Source organism: Thermus hydrothermalis, from assembly GCF_022760925.1.
GTDB lineage: Bacteria > Deinococcota > Deinococci > Deinococcales > Thermaceae > Thermus > Thermus hydrothermalis.
Window position 1 is genome coordinate 51,432 of sequence record NZ_JAKTNT010000002.1, and the last position, 22,395, is coordinate 73,826.

At 67.3% G+C, this 22,395-nt stretch carries 25 protein-coding genes and 1 tRNA gene; 17 read left to right on the plus strand and 9 right to left on the minus strand.

All coding sequences use genetic code 11. The features are described 5' to 3' along the window. Positions 1-2 precede the first annotated feature (2 nt). Complete coding sequence (locus L0C60_RS01465) at positions 3-842, minus strand: aminoglycoside phosphotransferase family protein (protein WP_234504272.1); 840 nt, start codon at positions 840-842, stop codon at positions 3-5. Positions 843-860: 18 nt separating this feature from the next. On the opposite strand from L0C60_RS01465, the gene L0C60_RS01470 reads away from it, so the two are divergent. Continuing rightward, positions 861-1,934, plus strand: coding sequence for a radical SAM protein (locus L0C60_RS01470; protein ID WP_234504274.1), 1,074 nt, complete (start codon positions 861-863; stop codon positions 1,932-1,934). Here L0C60_RS01470 and L0C60_RS01475 read toward each other — a convergent pair. Then, the gene (locus L0C60_RS01475) at positions 1,928-2,134 is read right to left on the minus strand and encodes a CDGSH iron-sulfur domain-containing protein (RefSeq protein ID WP_234504276.1); all 207 of its coding nucleotides are present in this window, start codon (positions 2,132-2,134) and stop codon (positions 1,928-1,930) included. The genes L0C60_RS01470 and L0C60_RS01475 overlap by 7 nt on opposite strands. Positions 2,135-2,163: 29 nt before the next feature. On the opposite strand from L0C60_RS01475, the gene L0C60_RS01480 reads away from it, so the two are divergent. The 7 genes from L0C60_RS01480 (at position 2,164) to L0C60_RS01510 (ending at position 8,002) form a co-directional block, all read left to right on the plus strand. Continuing rightward, positions 2,164-2,583: a putative iron-sulfur cluster-binding metallochaperone gene (locus L0C60_RS01480; protein ID WP_234504278.1), complete on the plus strand. Its 420-nt coding sequence runs from the start codon at positions 2,164-2,166 to the stop codon at positions 2,581-2,583. Further along, positions 2,549-4,084: a tRNA lysidine(34) synthetase TilS gene (gene tilS, locus L0C60_RS01485; protein WP_234504290.1), complete on the plus strand. Its 1,536-nt coding sequence runs from the start codon at positions 2,549-2,551 to the stop codon at positions 4,082-4,084. Before L0C60_RS01480 ends, tilS begins: the two co-directional genes overlap by 35 nt. Further along, positions 4,063-4,154: transfer RNA gene (locus tag L0C60_RS01490), tRNA-Ser, on the plus strand. The genes tilS and L0C60_RS01490 overlap by 22 nt, the downstream gene beginning before the upstream one ends. 95 nt (positions 4,155-4,249) lie before the next feature. Further along, a complete protein-coding gene (locus L0C60_RS01495) occupies positions 4,250-4,687 on the plus strand; it encodes a type IV pilin (RefSeq protein WP_234504292.1) in 438 nt (145 codons plus the stop codon). Beyond that, the gene (locus L0C60_RS01500; protein WP_234504294.1) at positions 4,684-5,163 is read left to right on the plus strand and encodes a prepilin-type N-terminal cleavage/methylation domain-containing protein; all 480 of its coding nucleotides are present in this window, start codon (positions 4,684-4,686) and stop codon (positions 5,161-5,163) included. The genes L0C60_RS01495 and L0C60_RS01500 overlap by 4 nt, the downstream gene beginning before the upstream one ends. A 12-nt stretch (positions 5,164-5,175) precedes the next feature. Then, entirely contained in the window at positions 5,176-6,072 is an 897-nt protein-coding gene (locus L0C60_RS01505) for a prepilin-type N-terminal cleavage/methylation domain-containing protein (RefSeq protein ID WP_234504296.1), read from the plus strand. Between the two features lie 13 nt (positions 6,073-6,085). Then, on the plus strand, positions 6,086-8,002 hold the full coding sequence (locus L0C60_RS01510) for a DUF4900 domain-containing protein (protein WP_234504299.1): 1,917 nt from the start codon (positions 6,086-6,088) through the stop codon (positions 8,000-8,002). Here L0C60_RS01510 and L0C60_RS01515 read toward each other — a convergent pair. Further along, positions 7,996-8,613 carry a YkgJ family cysteine cluster protein gene (locus L0C60_RS01515; RefSeq protein WP_234504302.1) on the minus strand — a complete coding sequence of 206 codons (618 nt, stop codon included), beginning with the start codon at positions 8,611-8,613 and terminating at the stop codon, positions 7,996-7,998. The genes L0C60_RS01510 and L0C60_RS01515 overlap by 7 nt on opposite strands. Further along, positions 8,610-8,807 carry a hypothetical protein gene (locus L0C60_RS01520; RefSeq protein WP_234504304.1) on the minus strand — a complete coding sequence of 66 codons (198 nt, stop codon included), beginning with the start codon at positions 8,805-8,807 and terminating at the stop codon, positions 8,610-8,612. Before L0C60_RS01520 ends, L0C60_RS01515 begins: the two co-directional genes overlap by 4 nt. A gap of 30 nt (positions 8,808-8,837) precedes the next feature. On the opposite strand from L0C60_RS01520, the gene L0C60_RS01525 reads away from it, so the two are divergent. From L0C60_RS01525 to L0C60_RS01535, 3 genes are read left to right on the plus strand one after another with little or no spacing between them, the layout of a single operon-like run. Then, positions 8,838-9,326, plus strand: a complete 489-nt coding sequence (locus L0C60_RS01525) for a DinB family protein (RefSeq protein WP_234504307.1) — start codon at positions 8,838-8,840, stop codon at positions 9,324-9,326. Between the two features lie 37 nt (positions 9,327-9,363). Continuing rightward, the gene (locus L0C60_RS01530; protein ID WP_234504310.1) at positions 9,364-9,759 is read left to right on the plus strand and encodes a DUF3197 domain-containing protein; all 396 of its coding nucleotides are present in this window, start codon (positions 9,364-9,366) and stop codon (positions 9,757-9,759) included. Between the two features lie 59 nt (positions 9,760-9,818). Further along, positions 9,819-10,769: a zinc-dependent alcohol dehydrogenase family protein gene (locus L0C60_RS01535; protein ID WP_234504313.1), complete on the plus strand. Its 951-nt coding sequence runs from the start codon at positions 9,819-9,821 to the stop codon at positions 10,767-10,769. Here L0C60_RS01535 and L0C60_RS01540 read toward each other — a convergent pair. The 5 genes from L0C60_RS01540 to L0C60_RS01560 are packed head-to-tail and all read right to left on the minus strand — an operon-like array spanning position 10,766 to position 16,761. Then, on the minus strand, positions 10,766-11,620 hold the full coding sequence (locus tag L0C60_RS01540) for a hydroxymethylglutaryl-CoA lyase (protein WP_234504316.1): 855 nt from the start codon (positions 11,618-11,620) through the stop codon (positions 10,766-10,768). The two genes, L0C60_RS01535 and L0C60_RS01540, sit on opposite strands and share 4 nt — an antisense overlap. Beyond that, on the minus strand, positions 11,617-13,278 hold the full coding sequence (locus L0C60_RS01545; RefSeq protein ID WP_234504320.1) for an acyl-CoA carboxylase subunit beta: 1,662 nt from the start codon (positions 13,276-13,278) through the stop codon (positions 11,617-11,619). Before L0C60_RS01545 ends, L0C60_RS01540 begins: the two co-directional genes overlap by 4 nt. A 24-nt stretch (positions 13,279-13,302) precedes the next feature. Then, positions 13,303-13,791: a ribonuclease HI gene (rnhA, locus tag L0C60_RS01550; protein WP_234504322.1), complete on the minus strand. Its 489-nt coding sequence runs from the start codon at positions 13,789-13,791 to the stop codon at positions 13,303-13,305. A gap of 7 nt (positions 13,792-13,798) precedes the next feature. Then, positions 13,799-15,004 (minus strand): MFS transporter, encoded by a 1,206-nt coding sequence (locus L0C60_RS01555; protein WP_234504325.1) that lies wholly within the window; start codon positions 15,002-15,004, stop codon positions 13,799-13,801. Positions 15,005-15,045: 41 nt separating this feature from the next. Then, entirely contained in the window at positions 15,046-16,761 is a 1,716-nt protein-coding gene (locus tag L0C60_RS01560) for a hypothetical protein (RefSeq protein WP_234504328.1), read from the minus strand. 25 nt (positions 16,762-16,786) lie between these two features. Here L0C60_RS01560 and L0C60_RS01565 point away from each other — a divergent pair, with 25 nt between their 5' ends. Genes L0C60_RS01565 through L0C60_RS01590 form a run of 6 tightly spaced genes read left to right on the plus strand, consistent with a single transcriptional unit; the run spans position 16,787 to position 22,391 of the window. Next, entirely contained in the window at positions 16,787-17,542 is a 756-nt protein-coding gene (locus L0C60_RS01565) for a PP2C family protein-serine/threonine phosphatase (protein WP_234504331.1), read from the plus strand. Beyond that, positions 17,542-19,494, plus strand: a complete 1,953-nt coding sequence (locus L0C60_RS01570) for a protein kinase domain-containing protein (protein ID WP_234504334.1) — start codon at positions 17,542-17,544, stop codon at positions 19,492-19,494. The genes L0C60_RS01565 and L0C60_RS01570 overlap by 1 nt, the downstream gene beginning before the upstream one ends. Further along, a complete protein-coding gene (locus L0C60_RS01575; protein WP_234505144.1) occupies positions 19,491-20,135 on the plus strand; it encodes a response regulator transcription factor in 645 nt (214 codons plus the stop codon). The genes L0C60_RS01570 and L0C60_RS01575 overlap by 4 nt, the downstream gene beginning before the upstream one ends. Then, the gene (locus tag L0C60_RS01580) at positions 20,110-21,411 is read left to right on the plus strand and encodes a sensor histidine kinase (RefSeq protein ID WP_234504337.1); all 1,302 of its coding nucleotides are present in this window, start codon (positions 20,110-20,112) and stop codon (positions 21,409-21,411) included. The genes L0C60_RS01575 and L0C60_RS01580 overlap by 26 nt, the downstream gene beginning before the upstream one ends. Positions 21,412-21,434: 23 nt before the next feature. Then, entirely contained in the window at positions 21,435-21,995 is a 561-nt protein-coding gene (locus L0C60_RS01585) for a hypothetical protein (protein ID WP_234504340.1), read from the plus strand. Next, a complete protein-coding gene (locus tag L0C60_RS01590; RefSeq protein WP_234504343.1) occupies positions 21,996-22,391 on the plus strand; it encodes a hypothetical protein in 396 nt (131 codons plus the stop codon). Positions 22,392-22,395 lie beyond the last annotated feature (4 nt).

The window sequence follows — 22,395 nt, forward strand, 5'->3', positions numbered from 1 at the left end:
GCCTAACACGCCTTTCCCCGGTTGAAAAAGTCCCGGAAGAAGCTTAGGGCCTTGGGGAGTTTCTCCCGTAGGGCCTCGAGGAAGCCTTCGGGGTACTTGGTCCTAAACCAGTGGAGGTCGTGGAGGTAGGTGAGGGGAACGTAGAAGGCGAGCCTTTCCCGCACCTCGGCGGGGTAAAAGCGGGCGATGCGAAGGAGGGCCTCCCGGGCGGCCTCTTCCCCCAGGAGGTCCAGGCTTCCCGTCTTGAGGAGGGCCAGGTCGCGGGCGGGGTCGTCGCCCCCGGAGCGCACCCAGTCCACCAGGAGGACCTCGGGGCCCTCTTCCTGAGGGGCCTTCACCAGGAGGTTCCCCGCCCAGGCGTCCCGGTGGCAGAAGCGCCTTTCCACCCCTGCCGCCAGGCCCACCTCCCGCTTGAGGCGCTGGATGAGGTCCAGGGCCTCGGGAATACCGTGGAGGCTTTCCGCAAAGCGCTCTAGCCTTGCTAAAAGCTCCGCCTCCTCCACGTACCCGGGCTCGGGGAGGCGGTGGAGGGAGAGGAAGAGGTGGGCGAGGGCGGCCAGGGTCTTGGGGGTGAAGGCCTCGGGGGAGAAGGGCCTGCCGGGAAAGCGGCGGGTGATGAGGACCCCGTGGCCCTCCACCTCCGCCACCCCCAGGACGAAGCTTCCCAGGCCCGCCCGGGCCATGCGGCGGGCCTCGAGGGCGGCGAGGTGCGCCTCTTCGGGGCGGTAGACCTTGTAGACCCTTGCCCCGTCCCCGTACACCCGGGCCTCAAACCCCCCTAAGGGGGTGAGGTGGGGGAGGGTTTCGGGGGAGAGGAAGCCCTTCAGGGCGGAAAGCGCCACGGGGCTTATTCTAAGGCCGTGGAGCTCCTTAGGCCCGAGGCCACGGTCCTCTCCTTGGGGGATAGGGTCCTCTCCTTTGACCGGGAGGGGCGGCTTTACCACTACTTCCGCCAGGGGGTGACCTACAAGCGGGCCCTGGACGGAAGCCTCCACCTGCGCTACCGGGAAGGAGAGAGGCGGAGGCAGACGCTTCCCCCGGAGGAGGCCCTCAGGGTCTACGGGGAAGCCCTGGCCTTGGCGGAGGCCCACCTCCAAGACCCTAAAAGGCGCCAGGAGGTCCTCCGCTGGACCCCGGAGGGCCTCCTGGACCCTAGGCCGTACCGGGAGGCCTACGCCTGGCCCGTCAGCATCCTGCCCCCCGACGCCTACCTCGCTGTGGTCCTCCAGGCCACCACGGGCTGCACCTGGAACCGCTGCGCCTTCTGTAGCTTTTACCAGGACCGCCCCTTCCAGGTGCGGGAGCCAAAGGCCTTCCAGGACCACATCGCCCGGGTAAAGGCCCTCTTGGGGGAGGGGCTTCGCCTGAGGAGGGGGGTTTTCCTGGCGGACGGGAACGCCTTGGCCCTAAAGGACCCCCTCCTTCCCCTTTTGGAGGCGGCGGGGCGGGCGTTTCCGGGGGAGCCCATCCTCGGCTTTCTGGACCTCTTCACGGGGATTAAGAAGGAGGCCTCCTGGTGGGAAAGGCTTCGGGCCCTGGGCCTGAGGCGGGTCTACCTGGGCCTGGAAACGGGCCACGCCCCCCTCCTCGCCCTCCTCCGCAAGCCCGGCCACCCCCGGGAGGCCTTGCCCCTGGTGCGGGCCTTGAAGGGGGCGGGGCTTGGCGTGGGGGTGATCCTCATGGTGGGGGCCGGGGGGAGGCCCTTCGCCGAGGCCCACTTCCGGGAGAGCCTCGCCCTCCTCGCCGAGCTCCCCTTGGACCGGGAGGATATCGTCTACCTATCCCCTTTCCAGGAAACCCCAAAGACCCCCTACGCCGCCTTGGGTTTAGAGCCCCTCCCGGACGTGGAAGGGGAGCTTAAGGCCTGGGCGGAGGCCGTCCGGCGCCTGGGCCTCAGGGCGAGCCGGTACGATATCCGGGAGTTCCTCTACTGAACCTCTATCTCCCCGGGTTCTGCTTGGAAGCCCACCGCCTTGTGGGTGCCGTCGCAGAAGGGCTTGCTCCCGGAGTGGCCGCAGCGGCAGAGGGCGAGCTTGGCCCTTTCTAGCTTTCTTTCTTCGCCATTGAGGCGGAAGGAGGTTCCCTCGGGCAGGTCCAGGACGTAAGGCCCGTTTTCCCGGAAGCGGAGGCGCATGGCCCTAGGATACCCCGTATAGTGGGGGTATGCGCTGCCCGCAAAACGCTCAAGAGGGGCTTCCCGTACCCCTAAAGACGGTGAAGAACTTCCTCACGGGAAAGGCCCTGGCCCGCCTGGACCCGGGTGCGGCGCACTACCTCTGCCAGGACCCGGCCTGCCCCGTGGTCTACTTCGGGGCGGAAGGGGTGTACACCCTGGAGGAGGTGCGCTTCCCCGTGTACGATAAGGGGGCTTCCCTGGTGTGCTACTGCTTTGACTGGACCCGGGAGGCCCTCGAGGAGGCCCTTTCATCCGAGCGGGACCCGGTGGCGGAGGTGGAGGCGGGGGTGCGGGCCAAGCGGTGCGCCTGCGACCTGCGCAACCCCCGGGGCAGGTGCTGCCTGTCCCTCCTGAGGGCGGAGGTGGCGAGGCTTGGGGCTTCTTCCCCTCGAGGCCGCCGTTCTTGAGCGCCTAAAGGCCCTGGCCCCGGAGGACCCCTTGGTCCTGGCGGTCTCTGGGGGCGGGGACTCCGTGGCCCTCGCCCACCTGGTCCACCGCCTGGGGCGAAGGGGGGTGGTGGCCCACCTGGACCACGGCCTGAGGCCCGAAAGCGCCGAGGACCTGGCCTTCGTGCGCGCCCTAGCCGGGAGGCTTGGCTTTCCCTTCTTCGCCGAGCGGGTGGAGGTGGGGCGGATCGCCAGGGAAAGGGGCGAGAACCTGGAGGCCTTGGCCCGGGAGGTGCGCTACGCCTTCCTCCACCGGGTGGCCAAGGCGGTGGGGGCCAAGGCCATCCTCACCGCCCATACCCTGGACGACCAGGCGGAAACCGTTCTCCTCAAGCTCCTCCAGGGCACGGCCCGGGGGCTTGGCATCCGGGAGAAGGAGGGCCTGGTGGTGCGGCCCCTCCTTCCCTTCCCCCGGGAGGCCCTCCGGGACTACCTGGGGTCCTTGGGGGAGGCCTGGCGGGAAGACCCCACCAACCAAGACCCCACCTGGGACCGGAACTACCTGCGCCTGGCCGTCTTTCCCCTGCTTTTGGAGCGCTTTCCCCGGGCCCGGGAGGCCCTGGACCGCTTTGCCCGGGCCCAGGAGGCGGAGGACGCCCACCTGGAGAGGGAGGCCAGGGCGCGCCTCCTTCCTGATCCCCGCTTCTTCGTCCCCGCCTACCGGGCGGCCCCCCTCCTCCACGCCCCCCCCGCCCTCCGCCGCCGGGCGCTCCGCCAGGTGTTGGAGGGGCTTTCCCTCCGCCCGGAAGCCCGGCTCATCGCCCTCCTGGAAGGGGCTTTGGCCGGGAGGCCCGCCACCCTGCCGGAGGGCTTCCTCGCCCGCCGCAAGGGGGGAACGCTTTTCCTCATCCCTCCTTCGCCCAAGCTTCCTCTTCCCCCGGGCTTCCGCCTTCCTGCGCCAGGAGACTACCTGGAGATGCCCTATGGGAGGAAGCGCCTAAGGGACTTCCTGGCGGAAAAGGGGGTGCCCAAGGAGCTCAAGGGCCTCTGGCCCGTGCGGGCGGAGGGAAGCCGGGTGGTGGAGGTCCTAGGCTTTTACCCCATGGGGGAGGAGGAGCGCCGCATGGGCCAGGCCCTGGCGGAGGCCAAGGCGGCCCTGGCCCAGGGGGAGGTGCCCGTGGGGGCGGTCCTGGTGGTGGGGGATAGGCTTTACCGGGCCCACAACCTTGTGGAGGCGGAGGGCGACCCCACGGCCCACGCCGAGATGCTCCTCCTCCGGCAGGCGGGCAAGGAGGCCCGGGGGGGGCGGGTGTACGTGACCCTCGAGCCCTGCCTCATGTGCCAGCACGCCCTAACCCAGGCGGGGGTGGAGGTGGTCTACGGGGCGGAGAACCTGAAGGAGGGGGCCCTCACCCGGTTTGGTCAACGGGGAAGGGTCCTGGGTGGCGTGCGGGAAGGGGAGTGTGCTAAGCTCTTAAGGGACTTCTTCGCCCGGCTCAGGGAGGGGTGCCGGAGCGGTTGAACGGGCCGGTCTCGAAAACCGGTAGGCCCCGCAAGGGGCCTCGCGGGTTCGAATCCCGCCCCCTCCGCCAAAGGCGGCCTTCGGGCCGCCCTTTTATATCCCCCATTTGGGGGATGCGCCTCCCATGGCTTAGGCTCTAGGATGCTTACAGAAAGGGAGGTGTGAGTGAACGCAAGAGGACTTAGCTTGGTGGAGCTCGTGGTGCTCCTTGCCATCCTGGCGGTGGTCTTGGCCCTGGGGGCCTTGAACGGGCGCAGGACCCTTTTGGGCCAGGAGCATGCGGCTTTTCTTAACACCCTGCAAAACGTCTTCTGGCAAGGGGCCACCGAGGCGGCGAGCCGAGGGGAAAACCTCACCCTAGAGCGCAACGGGAACCGCCTGGAGTTGAAGCGGGGTTCCACGGTCCTTCGCGCTTGGGATATACCCCAGGGTGTGACCCTATCCCTTGGGAATGGGGCTATTGCCCGGTTTACCCCTCCCGGAAAGGTCCAGAACCCTCAAGGACAACCCCTTTCCCAAGCCCTGACGTTTACCGCCTCGGTGGGTGGGCGGACCTACACGTACACCATCTCCCTGATTGGGGAGGCCAAGAGGGTGCCATGAGAAGAGGTGTTTTAGGGCTCACCTTGCTGGAAGTGCTCATTGCCCTTTCCATCCTGGCCTTGGTCTTGTTGGCCTTTAACGCCGTTTTGGTATCCAGCCTTAGGCAGACCTCCGTTTCGGGTGCCCGGACCCAAGCGGTGCAGGTCCTTAACTACCTGGGCCGGAGGATCGTGGGGGGGGATACCTTTCTCCTGGCTGGCGCCACGCCCATCGTGTACGGGTACGGGGAGCTTCGGCAAACCTTCCCCGATCTTCCCCAGGAGGCCCGCTTTGCCAACCCGGACCTATACCGGGTGGAGATTGCCAATGTGGGAACGCCAAGCTGGGCCAATGCCTTGGGTGTGAGCGTGAACGAGTACCGCATCCGGGTGTGCTGGCGGCAAGGCGGGCAGGAGCACTGCACGGAAGCCCGTACCTTTTCGGCCCCGCCTTCCGGTTCAGGTTCCTCGTCTCCCCCTCTGGAGGGCATTAACTGACAGGAGGAAGCCATGGGAAGGAAAACCGGTTTCACGCTTTTAGAGCTCCTCCTTGCCCTGGTCATTCTAGCCACGGTGATGGCCATCGCCTACGGCGGAATGGTCCAGTTCATGGGGTTTCGTTCGGACCTGGACGCTGCCGCAAGCCTCCAAGCTAAGCTTCGGCGCATCGTGGAGGTGTTTACCCAAGACTTGCGTAGCGCCGTGTTTGGCGGATTGGCCTCCACCCCGTATCCCTCGGGAGAGGGGAGTATCTCCTTCGCCCTCATTGATGGGGGAGCAGGGTATCCCGTTTTGCCCCATGACAGCGGAGGCAACAATAGCTTCAAACAAGCTGCGGAGGCTAAGATCCTCGTGCTAGCAAGCCAGGCTTCGGCTATAGGGATTTCCCCTGGGGACCACGTCCTGATGGTCAACGCCAATGGGGATGGGGTTATCCTTCCGGTTACAGGGGTAAACGCTGTGGGGGGACAGCCCAACCGTTGGCACGTGGTTCATGCCGGGTGCGGCAACACCATTGATTACACGCCCAACACGCTTCTTTTCCGGGTGCGCACCCTGGGGTTTAAATACAACGCCTCCACGAAAGAGCTCCTTTACCGGGAGGGCTCGGGCGGAGAAATCCCAGTGGCTTTCAACCTGAGCCGCTTTGCGATCCAGTATGTTTACGAGGCAGGCCAAGGAGATGTCCTGGTGAACCCGGGGAGCTATAGCTATGCCAACCCCACGGGCACGCCACCGTACCAGGTTACGCAAAACAGCAAAACCTACACCCTGAGGCGCCTCTCCTTGGTGTTGGGTGCAGAGATGCTTTCCCGCGGCCGTCCCGTGGACCGGGTGTACACGAGCCAAGTGGAGCTCTCCTCTAACACCCAGTACCAGGTGCGGCGCATTCTGCCTTGCCAATAAAGGGGGAGAGGGTATGCGGCAAAGAGGCATCGCTTTGGTTATCGCCCTGGCTACCGTTTTGGTGGTTTCGGGAATAGGCACCTTGCTTTTCCTGCGTACCTTGGGCGAGATTCGCCATAGCGGCCAGGATCAAGGGATCGTCCAGACCCTGATGCTAGCCCGGGGTGCTGCGAACACAGGGGGAACCTTCTTAAGCACCACGGCCCGGGACCGTTTGAGCGCCATTGTGCGGAGCACCGCCAGCACCACGGACTGCTGGGCCTATGGGGGGAGCAGCAACTGTCAAACGGGCTCCAATCCCGATCCCGTGGCCGTGGCCCAGGCCTTAGCGCAGGTGGCCTTGCAGTTCCAAACGCAGGTGGATGGCTACCTGTGTCCTGGGGGGACGCCGCGGAACCTGGCTCCTTCCGGTCTGAACGCCACGGTGACCCTAAGGGTCCACTTCACCGCAAGCGCCTGTGGGCAAAGCCTTCCGCCCAATACCCGCCTCCCCGAGGGGCGTTTTGTAGAGGGGGCCCCGCGGGGTGTAGGGAGCGGGGCATCCCAGACCTATGCCCTTCCCTTCGTCATGGTGGCGGAGGCGGGGCTTGGGCCTTACCGCCGCAACATCGTCTTGCAGGGGGAGTACCGGTTTGTTGTGGGGCGGGCAAGTTTTGCTAGGTGGGCGCTTTTTACCCACATCCATACCCTGCCAAACGGCACGGACGTGTGGTTTACGGACCGTACGCTTTTTGATGGCCCTGTCCACACCAACAATCACTTCCGCTTCTACCGCCAGCCTTGGTTTGGGGGTGAGGTGACGAGCGCAGGGTGCACCAACCCGGGGGATAGTGGTTGCAGCGGCCAGACCAGGCCTGGGGCCTATTTCTATGGCGTTAACGGAGGGAACCTCGTGCGTGCAAGCGATATGCAACCCTCCGCTAACGCCCCTTCCTACCGGAACACCTACGGCACCCACGCTCCCCAGTTTGCGGCGGGGGTGGACTGGAACGCTCCCTTTATTCCCTTGCCCCAGAACAACCAGGACCAGAGGAGCGCGGCGCAAAGCGCTGGTCTGTACTTCCAGCGCACCATTACCAGCCTGGAGCTCAGGCGGGTGTGTGTGAACGAGGCCACCGGCCTCGAGGTGCCTTGCAGCCTGCCTCTCCCCGTGGGGGTGACCAAGTACCAGTACATTACCGTGACCTATTGTCAGAATAACAACTGCAATCAGACCAAAACGGAAAAGTACCGCTACGGGGAGGACCGGAAGCTTTACCAGGAGGTTGCCCAGGGCCAGACGACCACCTGGCAGGCCGTGCAACGGAACGGAAGCGACGTGTACTTCAACGGGGTGATCTTTAGCGATGGGGCGATCCAGAGCCTGCGGGGTCCCCAGAGGACTAGCCCCAACGATCCGAGCACGGCAGGCCCTGCCCTTGCGGAGTTTGCCCAGATCACCGTGGCGGCCACGGGCACCATTCAGATTACCGGCGACCTCAAGTACGAAACCCCCCCTTGCTCCGGGGTGCCTACCCGGAACGTGGACGGCACGGTAACCCCTGCTACCTGCGACAACCTCAACGCGCGGAATGTCCTTGGCGTCTACAGCCAGGATGGTGATGTACTCATAGACAAAGATGCCCCTCGCAACCTACACATCCACGGTTCTCTCATGAGCGCCAAGGGGGTGGTGGCGGTGGAGAACTATAACTCCATCTCGGAAAAGGGGAACGTTTACCTTATTGGGGGCATCATCCAAAAGTACTACGGAGCTTTCGGAACCTTTAATGCACAGACCGGTCAGAATTCCACGGGCTACGGACGGGCTTTCACCTACGACCGCCGTTTCCTTCAGGGCGTGGCCCCGCCCTTCTTCCCCACCACGGGGCAGGACCAGGTGACGGGGGTAGCGGTCTTTAGCTACGGGCAGCGGGAACAGGTCTACTGAGCGGTGGGGATTAGCTGGAACCCCCACCTTCCCCCCAGGACCCCCAGGGCCGCTAGGCGGTTTTCCACCTCCTCCCTGCCCTGGGGAAGCCCTTTCAGGAGAAGGTAGAGAAGGCTTACCATCTCCCCCACCACCACGTGGCCGTAGCGCCTTTCCTCCTCTTCCCAAAGAAGCTCCATTTTGCGGTGGGCCATGCGCCAGGGAGTGGGGAGGAAGTGCCCCTTGGGGGTCTTTGCTTCGGGGGCGCAGAGGGCGGGGTCGCCGGCGGTGAGGAGGCCCCGGCAGGCCAGGGGCCTATGGGGATAGACCCCGCAAAGCCCCTCCTCCAGGAAGGGGCAGGGGGTGCGGCTTCGGAAGAAGCGGCTTGGGAAGTCCTCCTCGTCCTTTCCCTGGGCCAGGAGGGCGAGGCGCCGCTTCCCTTCCCGCAGGACCCGGTTTTTCTGCGCTTCCGTGAGGTGGGGGAGGAGGGCTTCGCCCTCGAGGCGGGAAAGGGTCACGAGGCCGAAGCAACAGGCAAAGCACCCCGCCCGGCAGGAGGGCTTGAGGCCCTTTTTCGCCAGGTAGTCGGCGAGGTCTAGGTCCAGGGCGTGCCAGGCTTCCTCTGGGGTCATCGCCTTAGGCGGTAGAGCCCCTTCCGGGGGTCAAAGGGGCAGGCGCGGAAGGCCACGTGGGGGCAGAAGCGCCGATACCGGCGCACCTCCTCCGCCAGGCCCCGGGGGAGGCCGCACCTGGGGCAGCGGGCGGGCCGCCTGGGCCATAGGAGGTAGGCGAGAAGGAGGAGCCCCAAAAGGGCCAAAGGCTCCATGCCTTCAGTCTAGCGGGGTAAACTGGGGCCATGCCCGCACCCTTCTTGGAACCCCTGGTGCCCGGGGTCTCCCCGGCCGTGTCCGCTTGGATTAGGGGCTTGGAGGAGGTTGCCTTGCACCTGGAGAAGTGGGCCTTTGACCTCCCGGAGGAGGCCTTCTGGTGGCGGCCCAAGGAGGGGGCCAACCCCATCGGCGGCCTGGTGCGCCACATCACCGGAAGCTCCTTGCGCCTAGGGGCCTACGCCCTAGGCCTTCCCCTCCCCGAGTGGGCCAAGCGGGGCCGGGAGTGGGAGCTTCAGGGGGAGGCGGAGCCAAAAGCGGCGGTGGTGGCCCGTTTTAAGGAAGCCTGGGAGGTCCTCCTCACCGCCTTCAAGGGGGTCAAGGAGGAGGCCCTGGCCGAGGAGGTCGCCGTGGGCCACCTGGGGGTGAGGGCCCCCAGGGCCCATGTCCTCCACCACCTGGTGGAGCACGCCCAGCACCACGCCGGCCAGGTCATCTACGCCCGCAAGCTCCTCTAGGGCGTTTGCCCCCTACCCTTGGGCGTAAGATGGAGGCATGGAACGCGTTGGCCTGCGCGCGGCGCCCAAGCTCACCTTGAAGGCCCTGGAGGAGGCCCTAAGGGGGGTTCGCCTTCCCGAGGCCAAGGTCTACCTCATCACCGACTGGCAGGACCGGAGGGATAGGGCCCGCTATGCCCTCCTCATCCACGGGGGAAAGAAGGACCTCCTCACCCCCGACGCCTTCGGCCCCGCCTTTCCCGGGGGAGAGGAGGCCTTGGCGGAGCTCATGGCCCTCCTCCTAAAGGGAGGGGCGCGGAGGTTCTACGAGGCCGTGGTCTCCCCGGGGGAGATGACGGCCCTTTTGGACCTGCCCCCCGAGGTGCTCGTCCAGCGGGTTTTGGCCATCGCCAACCCCACGGACCCCGGCATCTACCTACGACAAGTGGCCTAGCAACCTTCTTCACAAAAGGGGGCTGTGGCCTGCGGTAGGTTGGAGCCCGGAGGTGCTCTATGCGTGCCGTGGTGCTTAGGGGTTTTGGTGGCCTGGACATGCTAGAGGAAGGGGACCTGCCTGTGCCCGAGCCGGGACCTGGGGAGGTCCTGGTGAAGAACCTCGCCGTGGCCGTGAACCCCGTGGACGCCAAGATCCGGGCAGCGGGGCGTTGGGCAGGGGTGGAGCCTCCCTTCGTGCTGGGCTACGATGCCGCGGGGGTGGTGGCTAAGGTGGGCCCTGGGGTGAAGGACCTCAAGGAGGGCGATGAGGTTTACTACACCCCGGAGATCTTCGGCAATCCCCACGGGACGTATGCGGAGTTCACCCCGGTGCCGGCTGGCCTCGTGGCGAGGAAACCCAAGAACCTCTCCTTTGCCGAGGCGGCGGCCATACCCTTGGCCGGAGGAACCGCCTGGGAAGCGGTGGTGCGCCGTTTGGCGGTGCGCCCCGGGGAAACGGTGCTCGTCATGGGGGGCGCCGGGGGCGTGGGCTCCTTCGCCGTTCAGTTTGCCAAGGCTGCTGGGGCCTTCGTCATCGCCACGGCGAGCCAGGAGAACCTCCCTGTGTTAAGGGAACTCGGGGCGGATCTTGCCCTAGACTACCGGGGCGCTTGGCAGGAGGAGGTGCTCCGGGCCACGGAGGGCCTAGGCGTGGATGCCGCCTTTGAAACGGCGGGGGAGAACCTGGTGGAGCGGGTCATCCCCGTGGTGCGCCCCTTTGGCCGCATCGCCACCATCCTCCCTCCCCAGGGGAACCTGTCTGGTCTATATACCAAAAACCAAACCCTCTATGGGGTTTTCCTCACCCGGGAGCGCAAGCGGCTTGAGGAGATGCGCCCCCTCTTTGAGCGGGGCCAGGCCAAGCCCCTTCTGGCCGAGGTCTTGCCCTTTACCCTGGAAAACCTGCGCAAGGCCCATGCCCGCATGGATTCGGGCCACGGGCGCGGGAAGATCGTGCTGACCTTCTAGGCGTAGCGGACCTTGAGAAGCGCCGCCTCCTCCGCCAAAAAGGGGAGGCGGCTTAGGTCTACCCCCGTGGCGAAGCCCCTTTCTTCCAGGAAGGGCAGGACCCTTTCCGTGGGCAGGTTGCCCACGAGCTCGTCCCCGGCGAAGGGGCACCCCCCCACCCCCGCCAGGGCTCCTTCCAGCCAATAGACCCCCGCCTCTAAGACCGCCTCCACCTTGGCCAAGACCCCCTCGGGCCGGGCGTGGAGGTGGGCCCCAAGCCCCTCGGGGCCGAAGCGCTCCACGGCCCGGCTCAGCACCGCGAAGACCCGCTCGGCGTCCGCCACCCCGTAGGTGTCCGCCAGGGCGATCTCCTTTACGCCCAGGTCCCTTAGCCGGGCGATGGCCTCGAGGACCCCCTCCACGCTCCAAGGGTCCCCGTAGGGGTTGCCGAAGGCCATGGAGAGGTAGACCACGAGGCCAAGCCGCCCCCTTACCGCCTCCACCATCCCCGCCACCAAGGGCCAGGACTCGGCGATGGAGCGGTTCGTGTTCTTGCGCTGGAAAGTTTCCGAAAGGGAGAAGGGGTAGCCCACGTGGGTGAGGTTTTCCGCCCCCAGGGCCCTCTCCAGGCCCTTTTCGTTGGCCACGATGGCCAGGTAGGTGCGCCCCTCTGGGGGAGGAAGCGCCTTGAGCACCTCCTCGGCGTCCTGCATCTGGGGCACCCACTTGGGGGAGACGAAGCTGGTGAGGTCCAGATGGCGGAAGCCCGCCTCCAAAAGCTTCCTCAAGAAGGCCACCTTCTCCTCGGTGGGGATGAAGCGGGCAAAGCCCTGCCAGGCGTCGCGGGGGCATTCCACCCACTTGGCCTTCATACCTGGAACACCCCCACCCTAAAAGGCTCCCTCTCCGGGTTCAGGGCGCAGGCCTCGAGGGCCTTGATAAGCCACTTCCGCGTTTCGTGGGGGAAGATCACCCCGTCCACCCAAAGCCTGGCGGCGGCGTACCGGGGGTCTAGGGTTTCCTCGTAGCGCCCCTTGATGCGCTCGTAGAGCTCCCTTAGCTCCTCGTCCGAGGGCGCTTGGCCTTGGCGCTTGAGCTTTTCCACCTCCAACTCCAAGAGGGTCTTGGCCGCCTGGGCCCCGCCCATCACGGCGTACTTGGCGCTGGGCCAGGCGAAGAGGAAGCGGGGGGCGTAGGCCTTCCCCGCCAGGGCGTAGTTCCCCGCCCCGAAGGAGCCCCCGAGGATCAGGGTGATCTTGGGCACCACGGAGTTGGAGACGGCGTTGACGAGCTTAGCCCCCCGGCGGATAATTCCCGCCTGCTCCGCCTCCTTGCCCACCATGAAGCCCGTGACGTCCTGAAGGAAGAGGAGGGGGATGCCCATCTGGTTGACCTCGAGGATAAACCGCGCCGCCTTGTCCGCCGCCTCGGGGTAGATGACCCCGCCCACCTCAATCCGCCCCTTCTTTTTGAGGACCAGGCGCTGGTTCCCCACAATCCCCACGGGGAAGCCCCCGATGCGGGCGAAGCCCGTGACCAGGGTCTCCCCGTAGTGCGCCTTGTACTCCAAAAACTCCGAGCCGTCCACGATCCGGGCGATCACCTCCCTTAGGTCGTAGGGCCTAGCGCCATCGGGGGAGATGAGGCCGTAGAGGTCCTCTATGGGGTAGAGGGGCTCCCGCACCTCCTTCCGCTCCTCGGCCCAGGGGGCGAGCCGGGGGGGCGGGTAGAGGGCGGCAAGGGCCCGGATGCGTTCTATAGCGGCCTCGTCCGTGGGCTCGTAGAAGTCCACGGTGCCCGAGACCTCCGCGTGCATCCTTGCCCCCCCAAGCTCCTCCGAGGACACCTCCTGCCCGATGGCCGCCTTCACCAGGGCGGGACCCGCCAGGTAGAGCCCGCTCCCCTCCGTCATGATGAGGACATCCGTCATCACGGGAAGGTAGGCCCCCCCGGCCACGCAGTTGCCCATGATGGCCGAGATCTGCGGGATGCCCAGGGCGGACATGCGGGCGTTAAGGTAGAAGATGCGCCCGAAGTCGTCCTGATCGGGGAAGACCTCGTCCTGTAGGGGCAGGAAGACCCCGGCGGAGTCCACCAGATAGACCGTGGGGATGCGGTTTTCCAAGGCGATGGTCTGGGCCCGGATCACCTTCTTGGCGGTGATGGGGAAGAAGGCCCCCGCCTTCACCGTGGCGTCGTTGGCGATGATCATCCAGTCCCGGCCGGCGATGCGGCCTAGACCGGTGATGACCCCGCCCGCAGGGGCCCCGCCCCACTCCTCGTACAGGCCGTAGCCGGCGAAGGCCATGAGCTCGTAGAACTCCGTGCCCGGGTCTATGAGCCTTTGGATGCGCTCCCGGGCGGTGAGGCGGCCCTTTTGGTGCTGCCGCTCAATGGCCTTCGGGCCCCCGCCTTGGCGTACCCTCTCCAGGCTTTCCCTAAAGTCCCGCACCAGGGCCACCCAGGCGTCCTTGTTGGCCTTGAAGGCGGGGTTTTCCCGGTCCTCGGGGCGGAGGGCGGTTTCCAGCATGGCTTGAGTATAACGCTTTTTCGCCTAGGAGGAAAAAAGCGTGCCTTCCGGGGGTGGGGGGCAGGGGAGGCCCTTTCGCTTTGCCTCCTCCGCCCGGCGCCGGGCCTCCCGGTCCACCCGCTCGTTTTCCGGGTGGCCGGCGTGGCCCTTCACCCAGTGGAAGCGCACCCGGTGGGGGGCCATGGCCTCGAGGAGGGCCCGCCACAGGTCTTGGTTTTTTACTGGCCCGCCCTCCGCCTTCCGCCAGCCGTTTCTCCGCCACCTTTCCAACCAGCCTTCGGTGAAGGCCTTTTGGAGGTACTGGCTATCCGTGTAGAGGTCCACCTCGCAGGGCTCCTTAAGCGCCAGGAGGCCCTCCACCGCCGCCTTGAGCTCCATGCGGTTGTTGGTGGTGCAAGGTTCTCCCCCCGAAAGGAGTTTCTCCCGGCTTCCATAACGGAGGAGAGCCGCCCACCCTCCAGGCCCCGGGTTGCCCAAGGAGGCCCCGTCGGTGAAAAGCGCCACCCGTTTCACGTCCTCACTATGCCTCTTGGGTCTGGCGCAGCTCCTTCGGGGCGGGGATGCCCCCGGTGAGGAGGGTGTAGGCGGCGGCGAGGGAGACGCCAAGCCCGGCCAGGAGGAAGACCGTGGGGGCGCCCAAGGGGCCTTCCAGGGCCCCGCCCAGCATGGTGCCCAGGAGCACGGCGGCGTTCATCACGGCGCCGAAGGCGGCGAAGATCCGCCCCCGCAGCTCCTGAGGGGTGTTGAGCTGCAGGATGGAGCGGGCGGGGACGATGAAGGCCATGTTGAGGAACCCTCCCACGAAGAAGGCCACCAAGACCCAGGCGAAGACGGGGACGAGGCCCACGGAGGCCTCAAAAAGGCCGAAGAGCAAGAGGGCCATGAGGAAAAGCCTTTCCCGCGGCACCTTGGCGAGGAGCTTGGGCAGGGCAAGCCCCCCCAGGATGGCCCCCAGGGCCATGGCTGCTTCCATGAAGCCAAAGCCCGCCGAGCCCACCTTTAGCCACTTGAGGGCGAGCACCACGCCCAAGGCGGTTTCCACGGAGCCGAAGGCAGCGGCGGCGAAAAGGGTGCCCACGGCCCGGCGGATGGGAGGGGTTTGCCAGAGGTGGCCCAGGCCCTCCTTTACCCGGGCAAAGAAGCCCGCCTTGGAGACCTTTTCCGGCCGCAAGGAGGGAAGCCCGAGGAGGAGAAGCCCCGAGGCCAAATAGGTGGCTGCGTCCAGGTAAAAGGCGTAGGCGGGGCCCACCGCCGCCACCAGGACCCCGGCTGCCCCCACGAAGAGGACCTCGGAGAGGCGGTCCGAGAGGAGGATGAGGCTATTGGCCTCGTCCACCTCCTCCTTGGGGACCAGATCCGGCACCACGGCGTTCTGGATGGGGTCGTGGAGGTCGCGGAGGAGCTCTATGAGGAAGACCAGGAGGAGCAAAAAGGGCAGGCTCTTGGCCCCGAGGAGGGGAATGAGGGCCACCAGGGGGGCCCTCAGGAGGTCCGACCAGACGAGGAGGCGCTTGCGGTCTTGGGTGTCGGCCCAGGCGGAAAGGAGGGGGGAGAAGACCACGGTGCCGAGGAGTTGCACCCCCAGGGTCAAGGAAACCCACAGGGCGTTTTCCGTCAGGAGGTAGATGAGGACGAGAAGGGCTACCCGGTGGATCTTGCTTCCCGCTTGGGAAACCAGGTAGGCCAGGATGAGCCGGGCAAAGGCTTTGTGCCGGAGGACTTTCATAAAACCCCCTTTCCGGGGATTATACCAGATTACCCTGGCGGCTAGGGGGGCGTGACCACCAGATACGCAAGGCGCCTCCCTTCCCGGGCCAGGACCAGATGGGCCTCGGGAAGGCGGTAGACCAGGAGGTCCCTAAGCCGTTTGGGCACTTCCCCCGCCTGGCCCACGTAGACCACATCTTCCTTTAGGCGGAGCGAAAGGACAGAGGAGCCCAGCCTTAAGGCTAGGGGCTCTGGGGTTAAGGAAAGGAGGTGCACCTCCCCGCCCAGGGTTTCCCGGGTGGGAGGGCGGCGGCCCAGGTACTCCCTGAGCGCTTCCGCCAGGGTTTGGGCCTCCTGGGAAACTCCCAAGGCCTCGCCCACCTGGGCGAGGGGAGGATGGGGATCGGCGGGGCCCAGGCGCCTTAGGGTGAGGTCCAAGAGCTTGCGGGCGAAGTCCTGGAGGGCTTCCTCCGGGGCTTGGCGGAACTTTTCCGCAAGCTCTTTCCCAAAGCCTTGGGGTTGGAACTCCCCCTTGAGCTTGGCGGAGAGGGCGCGGAGGAGGCGCAGGTAGGCGTAGTCCTCCTTGGGGGATAGGAGGAGGGCGAGGAGGCGGCCTTCCGCCAGAAGCTCGTAGAGCCTGAGGCCGCTTCGCGCCTCCAAGCGGAGGTGCAAGAGGTTCCCCTCCCGCACCGCCCAGACCTCGAGGTCCTCCCAAGGGAGGACCAGGGTTTCCTCCAGAATGTGGTCCTCCCCCCCTAGGCCCAGGTGCCAGACGCCCTCCACCTGGCTTAAGGTGAGGACCAGGGGGCCGAGGGGGATCCGGCCTGGGGAAAGGGGAAGGGTGAGGAGGCTTTCCTCCCCTCCACCGGGCTCGGGCACCTTGGGCCAAGGGGTTTCCCCCTGGGGTGTGGGAAGCAGGTTGAGGAGGGCGAGGACCTTTTCCGAGGCCACCTGGAAGCGGCGCTTTTCCTCTTCCAAAAGGAGTTCCCGCCTTCTCTCCTCCTGGGCCTCTTTCTTTAGGCGCTCCTCCAGGTGGGCGATCTCCTGGGGGCTGGCGCCAAGGCGCCGGGCCTCCTCCAGGGCCCGCCTCAAGGCGAGGAGGTCCCGCTTAGGGGGCAGGCCGTAGGCCTCCTCCCACTCCAGGATGCGGTTCAGGAAGCGCCGGACGTAGGCCTTGGTCTCCTCGGGGGGCAAGGGGAGGTCCTCGGGGATGTGGAGGGCGGTTTCCAGGAACTCCAGGAGGAGGGCCTCCGCCACCTTGGGGTCCTCCAGGTCCAAGAGGCTTTCCGAAAGGGAGGGGATGGGGTGGGTGGGGGCGAAGCGGGAGAGGTTGAAGTCCCGCTTGAAGCCTTCCTTTTCCCGGTAGTCCAGGTAGTTTTGCAAGAAGGCGTGGATGAGCCTGAGCTCCTCCCGCCTGCCCGGGAGGAGGTCCTTGGCCCGGGCCTTGGCTTCCCGCTCCACCCATAGCCGCCACACCTTCTTGGCCAGGGCCTTGAGGGCGGGGGCGGTGTCGGGAGGGGGAGGGGCTTCGGGCTCCTCGGGGACCAGGGTGGGGAGTTCGGGGGGGGATGGGGGAGGCGCAAGGTTTCCCCGGAGGGCGCGGAAGCGGGCGTCCGCCTGGCGGAAACGCTTGGCCAGGGGGCCGGGGAGGCGGGTTTGGGCCAGAAAGGCGCGAAGGGCCAAAAGGGCCTTCTTGCCCCCCTTGGGGGTGCGGCCCGCCACCAGGTCCTCCACCCGGTACTCGTAAAGGTCCACCAGGTCGGCCAGGTGCTCCACGTTTCCATCCTATACAATGAGGCCGATGCGCCTGGCTCCCCGGTTTAGCGTGGCCGCCGTGTCCCACGTGGGACGCCGCCAGAACAACGAGGACTTTCACCGGGTCCTGAGGCTGGAGGTGCCCCAGGGCAACCTCCTCCTCCTGGCGGTGGCGGACGGGATGGGGGGCCTCGAGGCCGGGGAGTGGGCGAGCAAGGTGGCCATTGAGGCCCTGTCCGAGGCGGTGCGCGCCTACGCCGAGCACCTCTCCACGGGCCGGCCGGCGGTGGGGCTTTCCAAGGTCATGGAAAAGGCCTTTACCCTGGCGCAGAAACGGGTGGAGAAGGAGGCGGAAAAGCCCGGGAGGAAGGGGATGGGCACCACCCTCACCGCCTTCCTCTACGCCGACTGGCTCAAGGAGGGGGTGGTGGGGCACATCGGCGACTCCCGGGCCTACTTCCTGGGGCTAGGGGGGCTTAGGCGCCTCACGGAGGACCACTCCTGGGTGGCGGAGAGGGTGAAGGAGGGCGTCCTTACCCCCACGGAGGCCGAGCGCCACCCTTACCGCCACGTCCTCACCCGCGCCCTGGGTCTGCCCGAGGCGCGTTTTGACGTGATCCCCGTGCGCCTCGCCCCTGGGGAAGGGATTTTGCTGGCCACGGACGGGCTTTATGGGCTGGTGCCCGAGGAGGAGTGGGCCTTGGGCAAGGACTTACAGGGGAGCCTCGAGGCCCTCCTGGCCGAGGCGCTTCGCCGGGGCGGGGACGACAACGTCACCGCCGTGGCCTTACGGGTGGAGTGATGCAGGGACTTTTGGCCGTTCTCCTGGTGCTCCTTACCGCCCTTTTGGCGGCGCGGCTTTCCCCTTGGCCCCTCCTTTCCCTCCTCGTTCTCCTCACCGGGGCGGGGGTGGCCACGGGGGTTAGGTTGGAAGTGGCCCTTCCCTGGCTCCTCCTCGCCCTCGGCGCCTTGGCCGCCCCCCGGGTCTACCTGGGGCCGAGGCGGAGGCCTGCCCGCCGCCCGGCCAGGGCAGCCAAGCGGGAGGGGCCCAAGACCACGGAGGAGACCCAGGCCCTTTCCCAACGCTACGAGATCCTGGAGAAGGTGGGCGTAGGGGGGATGGCCACGGTCTACAAGGCCAAGGACAAGAAGACGGGCCGCCTGGTGGCCCTAAAGGTGCCCCAGGAGCGCTTCGTGGGCGACCCCCGCTTCGTGCGCCGTTTCCACCGGGAGGCGGAGGTCTTGGCCAAGCTGGACCACCCCAACATCGTCAAGGTTTACGACCACGGCCAGGTGGACGGGGTGCACTTCATCGCCATGGAGTTTCTGGAGGGGGAGGGCCTGGACAAGCTCATAGAGGAGCGGCGCCTGAGCCTCAAGCAGGCCACGGCCATCCTGGCCCGGGTGGCGGACGCCCTCAAGCACATCCACGCCCAAGGCATCGTCCACCGGGACATCAAGCCGGGGAACATCATGGTCCTCAAGGGGGCCCTCAGGGAGGACGGGGTGGATCCCCGGGGCGTGCGCCTCATGGACTTCGGCATCGCCGCCGGGAAGGTCCTAACCCGGCTCACCATCACCGGGGCCCGCATCGGCACCCCCGTCTACATGAGCCCAGAGCAGGCCAAGGGGCAGAAGCTGGACCACCGCTCGGACATCTACTCCCTGGGCATCGTGCTCTACGAGGCCCTCACGGGCCAGCCCCCCTTCACGGGCGGGTACGAGACGGTGATCCACCAGCAGATCTTCCAGGTGCCCACCCCGCCCAAGCAGCTCAGGCCGGAAATCCCCCAGGCCCTTTCGGACCTGGTCCTCAAGATGCTGGAGAAGGACCCCGCCAAGCGGCCCAGCCTGGACGAGGTGATCCGGGGCCTCGAGGGGCCCTGGGAGGAGGAAAAGGGCCTGCCCCACCCCTTCTACCTCCTCCTTGGGGTGGAGGCCAAGAAGGGAAGCGTGCGCCTTCTGGACCTGAAGGGCACCGCCTCCAGGCTCATCTCCGGCATCGGTTCCGCCCCGGGCCACTTCTCCGCCCCCCCCCTCTCCGTGGCCGCCGACCCCAAAGGGGGGATTTGGGTTTCCGTCTTTGAGCACGGGGCCAAGCTCCTCCACCGCTTCTCCCCGGAAGGGGAGCTTCTCCTTTCCGCAGGGCCTTACGGGATGAAGCCCGGGGAGTTCCTCTTCCCCGCCTCCTTGGCGGTGGCGGACGGGGCCCTTTACGTCCTGGACGCCGAGACCGCCACCATCAGCCGCCTGGACCTGGAAGGGCGGTACCAGGGGCGCTTTGGCGGGCAGGGGCCGGGCCGCGGCACCTTCCAAGACCCCAAGGCCCTGGTGGCGGCGGCGGGGTCCCTCTTCGTCCTGGACTACGGGAACCGCCAGGTGCAACGCCTGGGCCTGGACGGGCGGTACCTCTCCCGCTACGCCTTCCGCCGCTCTAGGGAAAGCGAGGAGCTCAGGCTTCTCGGGGGCGTGGGGGCGGACGGAAACAGGCTTTACCTCTACGACGTGGAGGCGGCCAAGGTGCGGGTGGTGGACTTCTCCGGGGCCCTCCTCGCCTCCTGGCCCCTGCCCCTTTTGGAAGGGGAGGACGCCCGGAGCCTGGTGGAGCTTCTGCCCTTGGAGGGCATCCTCTACGCCGCCCGCAGGGGGTCAAGCCGCCTCCACCGCCTGGACCTAAAGACGGGGGAGGCCCTTCCGCCCTTGGAGGTCTACGCCCCCGTGCGGGCCTTGGGGGCATGGCGGAACCCGGCATGAGGGTCCTCTTGGTGGAAGACGACCCTGGGGTGCGGGAGGCCCTCAGCCTGGGGCTATCCCTGGAGGGGCACGAGGTGAGGGCCACGGAAAGCCCCAAGGAGGCCTTGGCCCTCCTCCCTTGGGCGGAGGTGGTGGTCCTGGACGTGCTTCTGCCGGAAGGGGACGGTTTTTCCCTTCTCAAGGAGATCCGGGCCCGCTCGGAGGTGCCCGTGCTCATGCTCACCGCCTTGGATGCGGTGGAGTGGCGGGTGAAGGGCTTGAGGGAGGGGGCGGACGACTACCTGGTGAAGCCCTATAGCCTCCAGGAGCTTCTGGCCCGCCTCGAGGCCCTGGGGAGGCGCGCTAGGAGGCCCGAGGAGGTCCTCTCCTACAAGGACCTCCGCCTCTACCCGAGGCGCATGGAGGCCTATAGGGGGGAAAGGCGGCTTAGCCTTTCCCCCAAGGCCTTCCTCCTCCTCAAGGCCTTTTTGGAACACCCCGAGGAGGTGCTCTCCAAAGAGGCCCTGATGCTTAAGGTCTGGGGGGAGGTGGTGGAGCCCGCCACCCTGGAGGTCCACCTCTCCGCCCTGCGCAAGGCCTTGGGGGAGCCGAACCCCATCCAGACCCTTCGCGGCTATGGGTACCGCCTTTTCCTCCCTTAGGGCGAGGCTTTTCGCCCTCCTCTTCTTGGCGCTTCTGCTCCTCGCCTTTCCCCTTGCCCTCCTCTCGGCCCGGGAGGCGGAGCGGGCGGCCACGGAGGACCTGCGGCGGGCCCTTTTGACCCGGCTTTTCCTCCTCAAGGAGGAGGGCCCCAAGGAGGAGAAGGCGCTTTTGGCGGAGCTTTTCCGCCTAAGCCAGGTTTTCGGGGGCGGCACGGGGTTCGTGGTGGGGGAAGGGGTGCGCACCACCGAGCTCGCCCCCTTCGCCCTGCCCCCCGCCCTCCTGCCGGCCCTGGCGGAGGGGCGGGCCTACCAAGGGGTGTGGCGGGGGGTGCTCTACGTGGCCCTGCCCCGGGAAGGCGGGGGGTTTGGCCTGGCGGTGCCCTTGGAGGGGGTGGCGGGGCTTGGGCGGCGCCTTCTCCTCCTCTACGCCACCTGGGGGGGTGGGGTTTTGCTCCTGGTCTTCGCCCTGGCCGCCTTGGGGCTTTCCTGGGCCTTGGGGCCCCTGAAGGCGCTCGCCCAAACCCTTCAGGGCCGCACCCCACAGGACCTCGCCCCCCTCCCTTCCCCCCAGGTGGCGGAGCTTAGGCCCGTGGTGGAGGCGCTCAACGGCCTCCTCGCCCGGGTGCGGGGACTGCTGGAGGAGCTTTCCGAAAAGGAAGCCCAGGCCCGCCGCTTCGCCCGCCACGCCTCCCACGAGCTCAGGAACCCCTTGGCCGCCCTAAAGGGGTACCTGGAGGTCCTGGCCCGAAAGGGGGAGCCCAAGGCCCTGGAGGGGGCCTTGCGGGAGGTGGGGCGCCTCGAGGCCCTCCTCGCGGGCCTCCTTCGGCTTTCCCAGTTGGAGGCCACCCCCTTGCGCCTAAAGCCCGTAAGCCTCGCCGCCTTCTTGCGGGAGCGGGGCGTGGAGGGGGTGGGGGACGCGGAGGTCCTAGTGGACCCCGAGCTTCTGGCCCTGGCGGTGGAGAACGTCTTGGAAAACGCCCGCCGCCACGGGAAGCCCCCGGTGCGGGCGGAGATCCTCAGGGAGGGCGAGGGGGTTTGGCTTTGGCTCGTGGATAGCGGGCCCGGCTTCCCCGAAACCCTCCTTCCCCGGGTCCTGGAGCCTTTTGTCCACGGGGGACGGGGAACGGGGCTTGGGCTTGCCCTGGTGGCGGCGGTGGCCCGGGCCCACGGGGGAAGGGCGCGGGCGGAGAACCGGGGCGGGGCGGCGGTGGGGCTTTACCTGCCTTTGGCTCCGCTTAAGGTTTCCCCCGCTGCGGGCTTTGGCCAAGGGGGCTAGGTTGGGGGGCGGAGGTGATGGGGATGCGCAAAGCCCTTTTCGGTGTGGTTCTCTTGGCTATGGGCCTTTCCTTGGCCCAAGGGACGGAGTACCGCCAGGCGGCCCTGGCGGCCTCGGCTTTGGCCCGGCTCCAGGCCCTGGCCCAGACCGCCCAGGGGGAGGCCAAGCTTCTGGACTGGGCCAAGGCGGTGCAGGCCAGGGCGGAGAAGGACTTTGAGGCCAAGGCCTACTTCAAGGCGGCCCGGGAGGCCCAGGCGGCCCTCCTCCTCTACCGGGCGGCCCAGGGAGAGCCTCAGGCGAAGGCGCCCGCCCGCCCCGCTCCCCGCATGGGCTTCCACCACGGCCATGGCCCTGGGCCTCGGGCCTGGGGGAAGGAGGCAAGGGCCTCGGCGCCCCGGTGGGCGGAGGGGGCGAGGCTGGCCGTGGACCGGGCGGAAAAGGAGCTTGCCTACTACCGCGCCCAGGACCCCTTGGTGAAGGACCTGGTGGCGGAGGCCAAGGGCAGGCTGGAGAAGGAGCCGGGTAGGGCCTTCCTCCTGGCCCGGGCGGCTTTGGCCCTCATCTCGGCGGAGCGGGGCTTCTAGATGCGGGGGCTCGCCCTTCTCCTCCTCTTGGGCCTGGCCTGGGCCCAAGGAGGGGAGGAGCGGGCCCTCGCCCGTTGCGTGGAGGTGGTGCGGACCCTGGAGGTGCAGGCCCTCTACCGGGAGGACGGGGTGGTCCTGGTCCTTCTGGGCCGGGAACACCCCCTCCTCCTCCTGGCCCTGGAGGGGGGAAGGCCCATGCCCCACGCCGGACCCCCTCGAGGCCGCCCCCTGGGCCGGCGGCCCCTGCCCTTCCTGCGCGAGCTCACCCTGGCCCGCTTCGTGGTGGTGGGGGAGAAGGAGTACCGTTGCTTCGTCCTTCACCGGGGGCGGGTGGTGGGGGTTTTGCGCTTGGCCAAGGACTTTTCCCCTTTGCCCTTAGAAGGCTTTTCTCCCTGAGTAA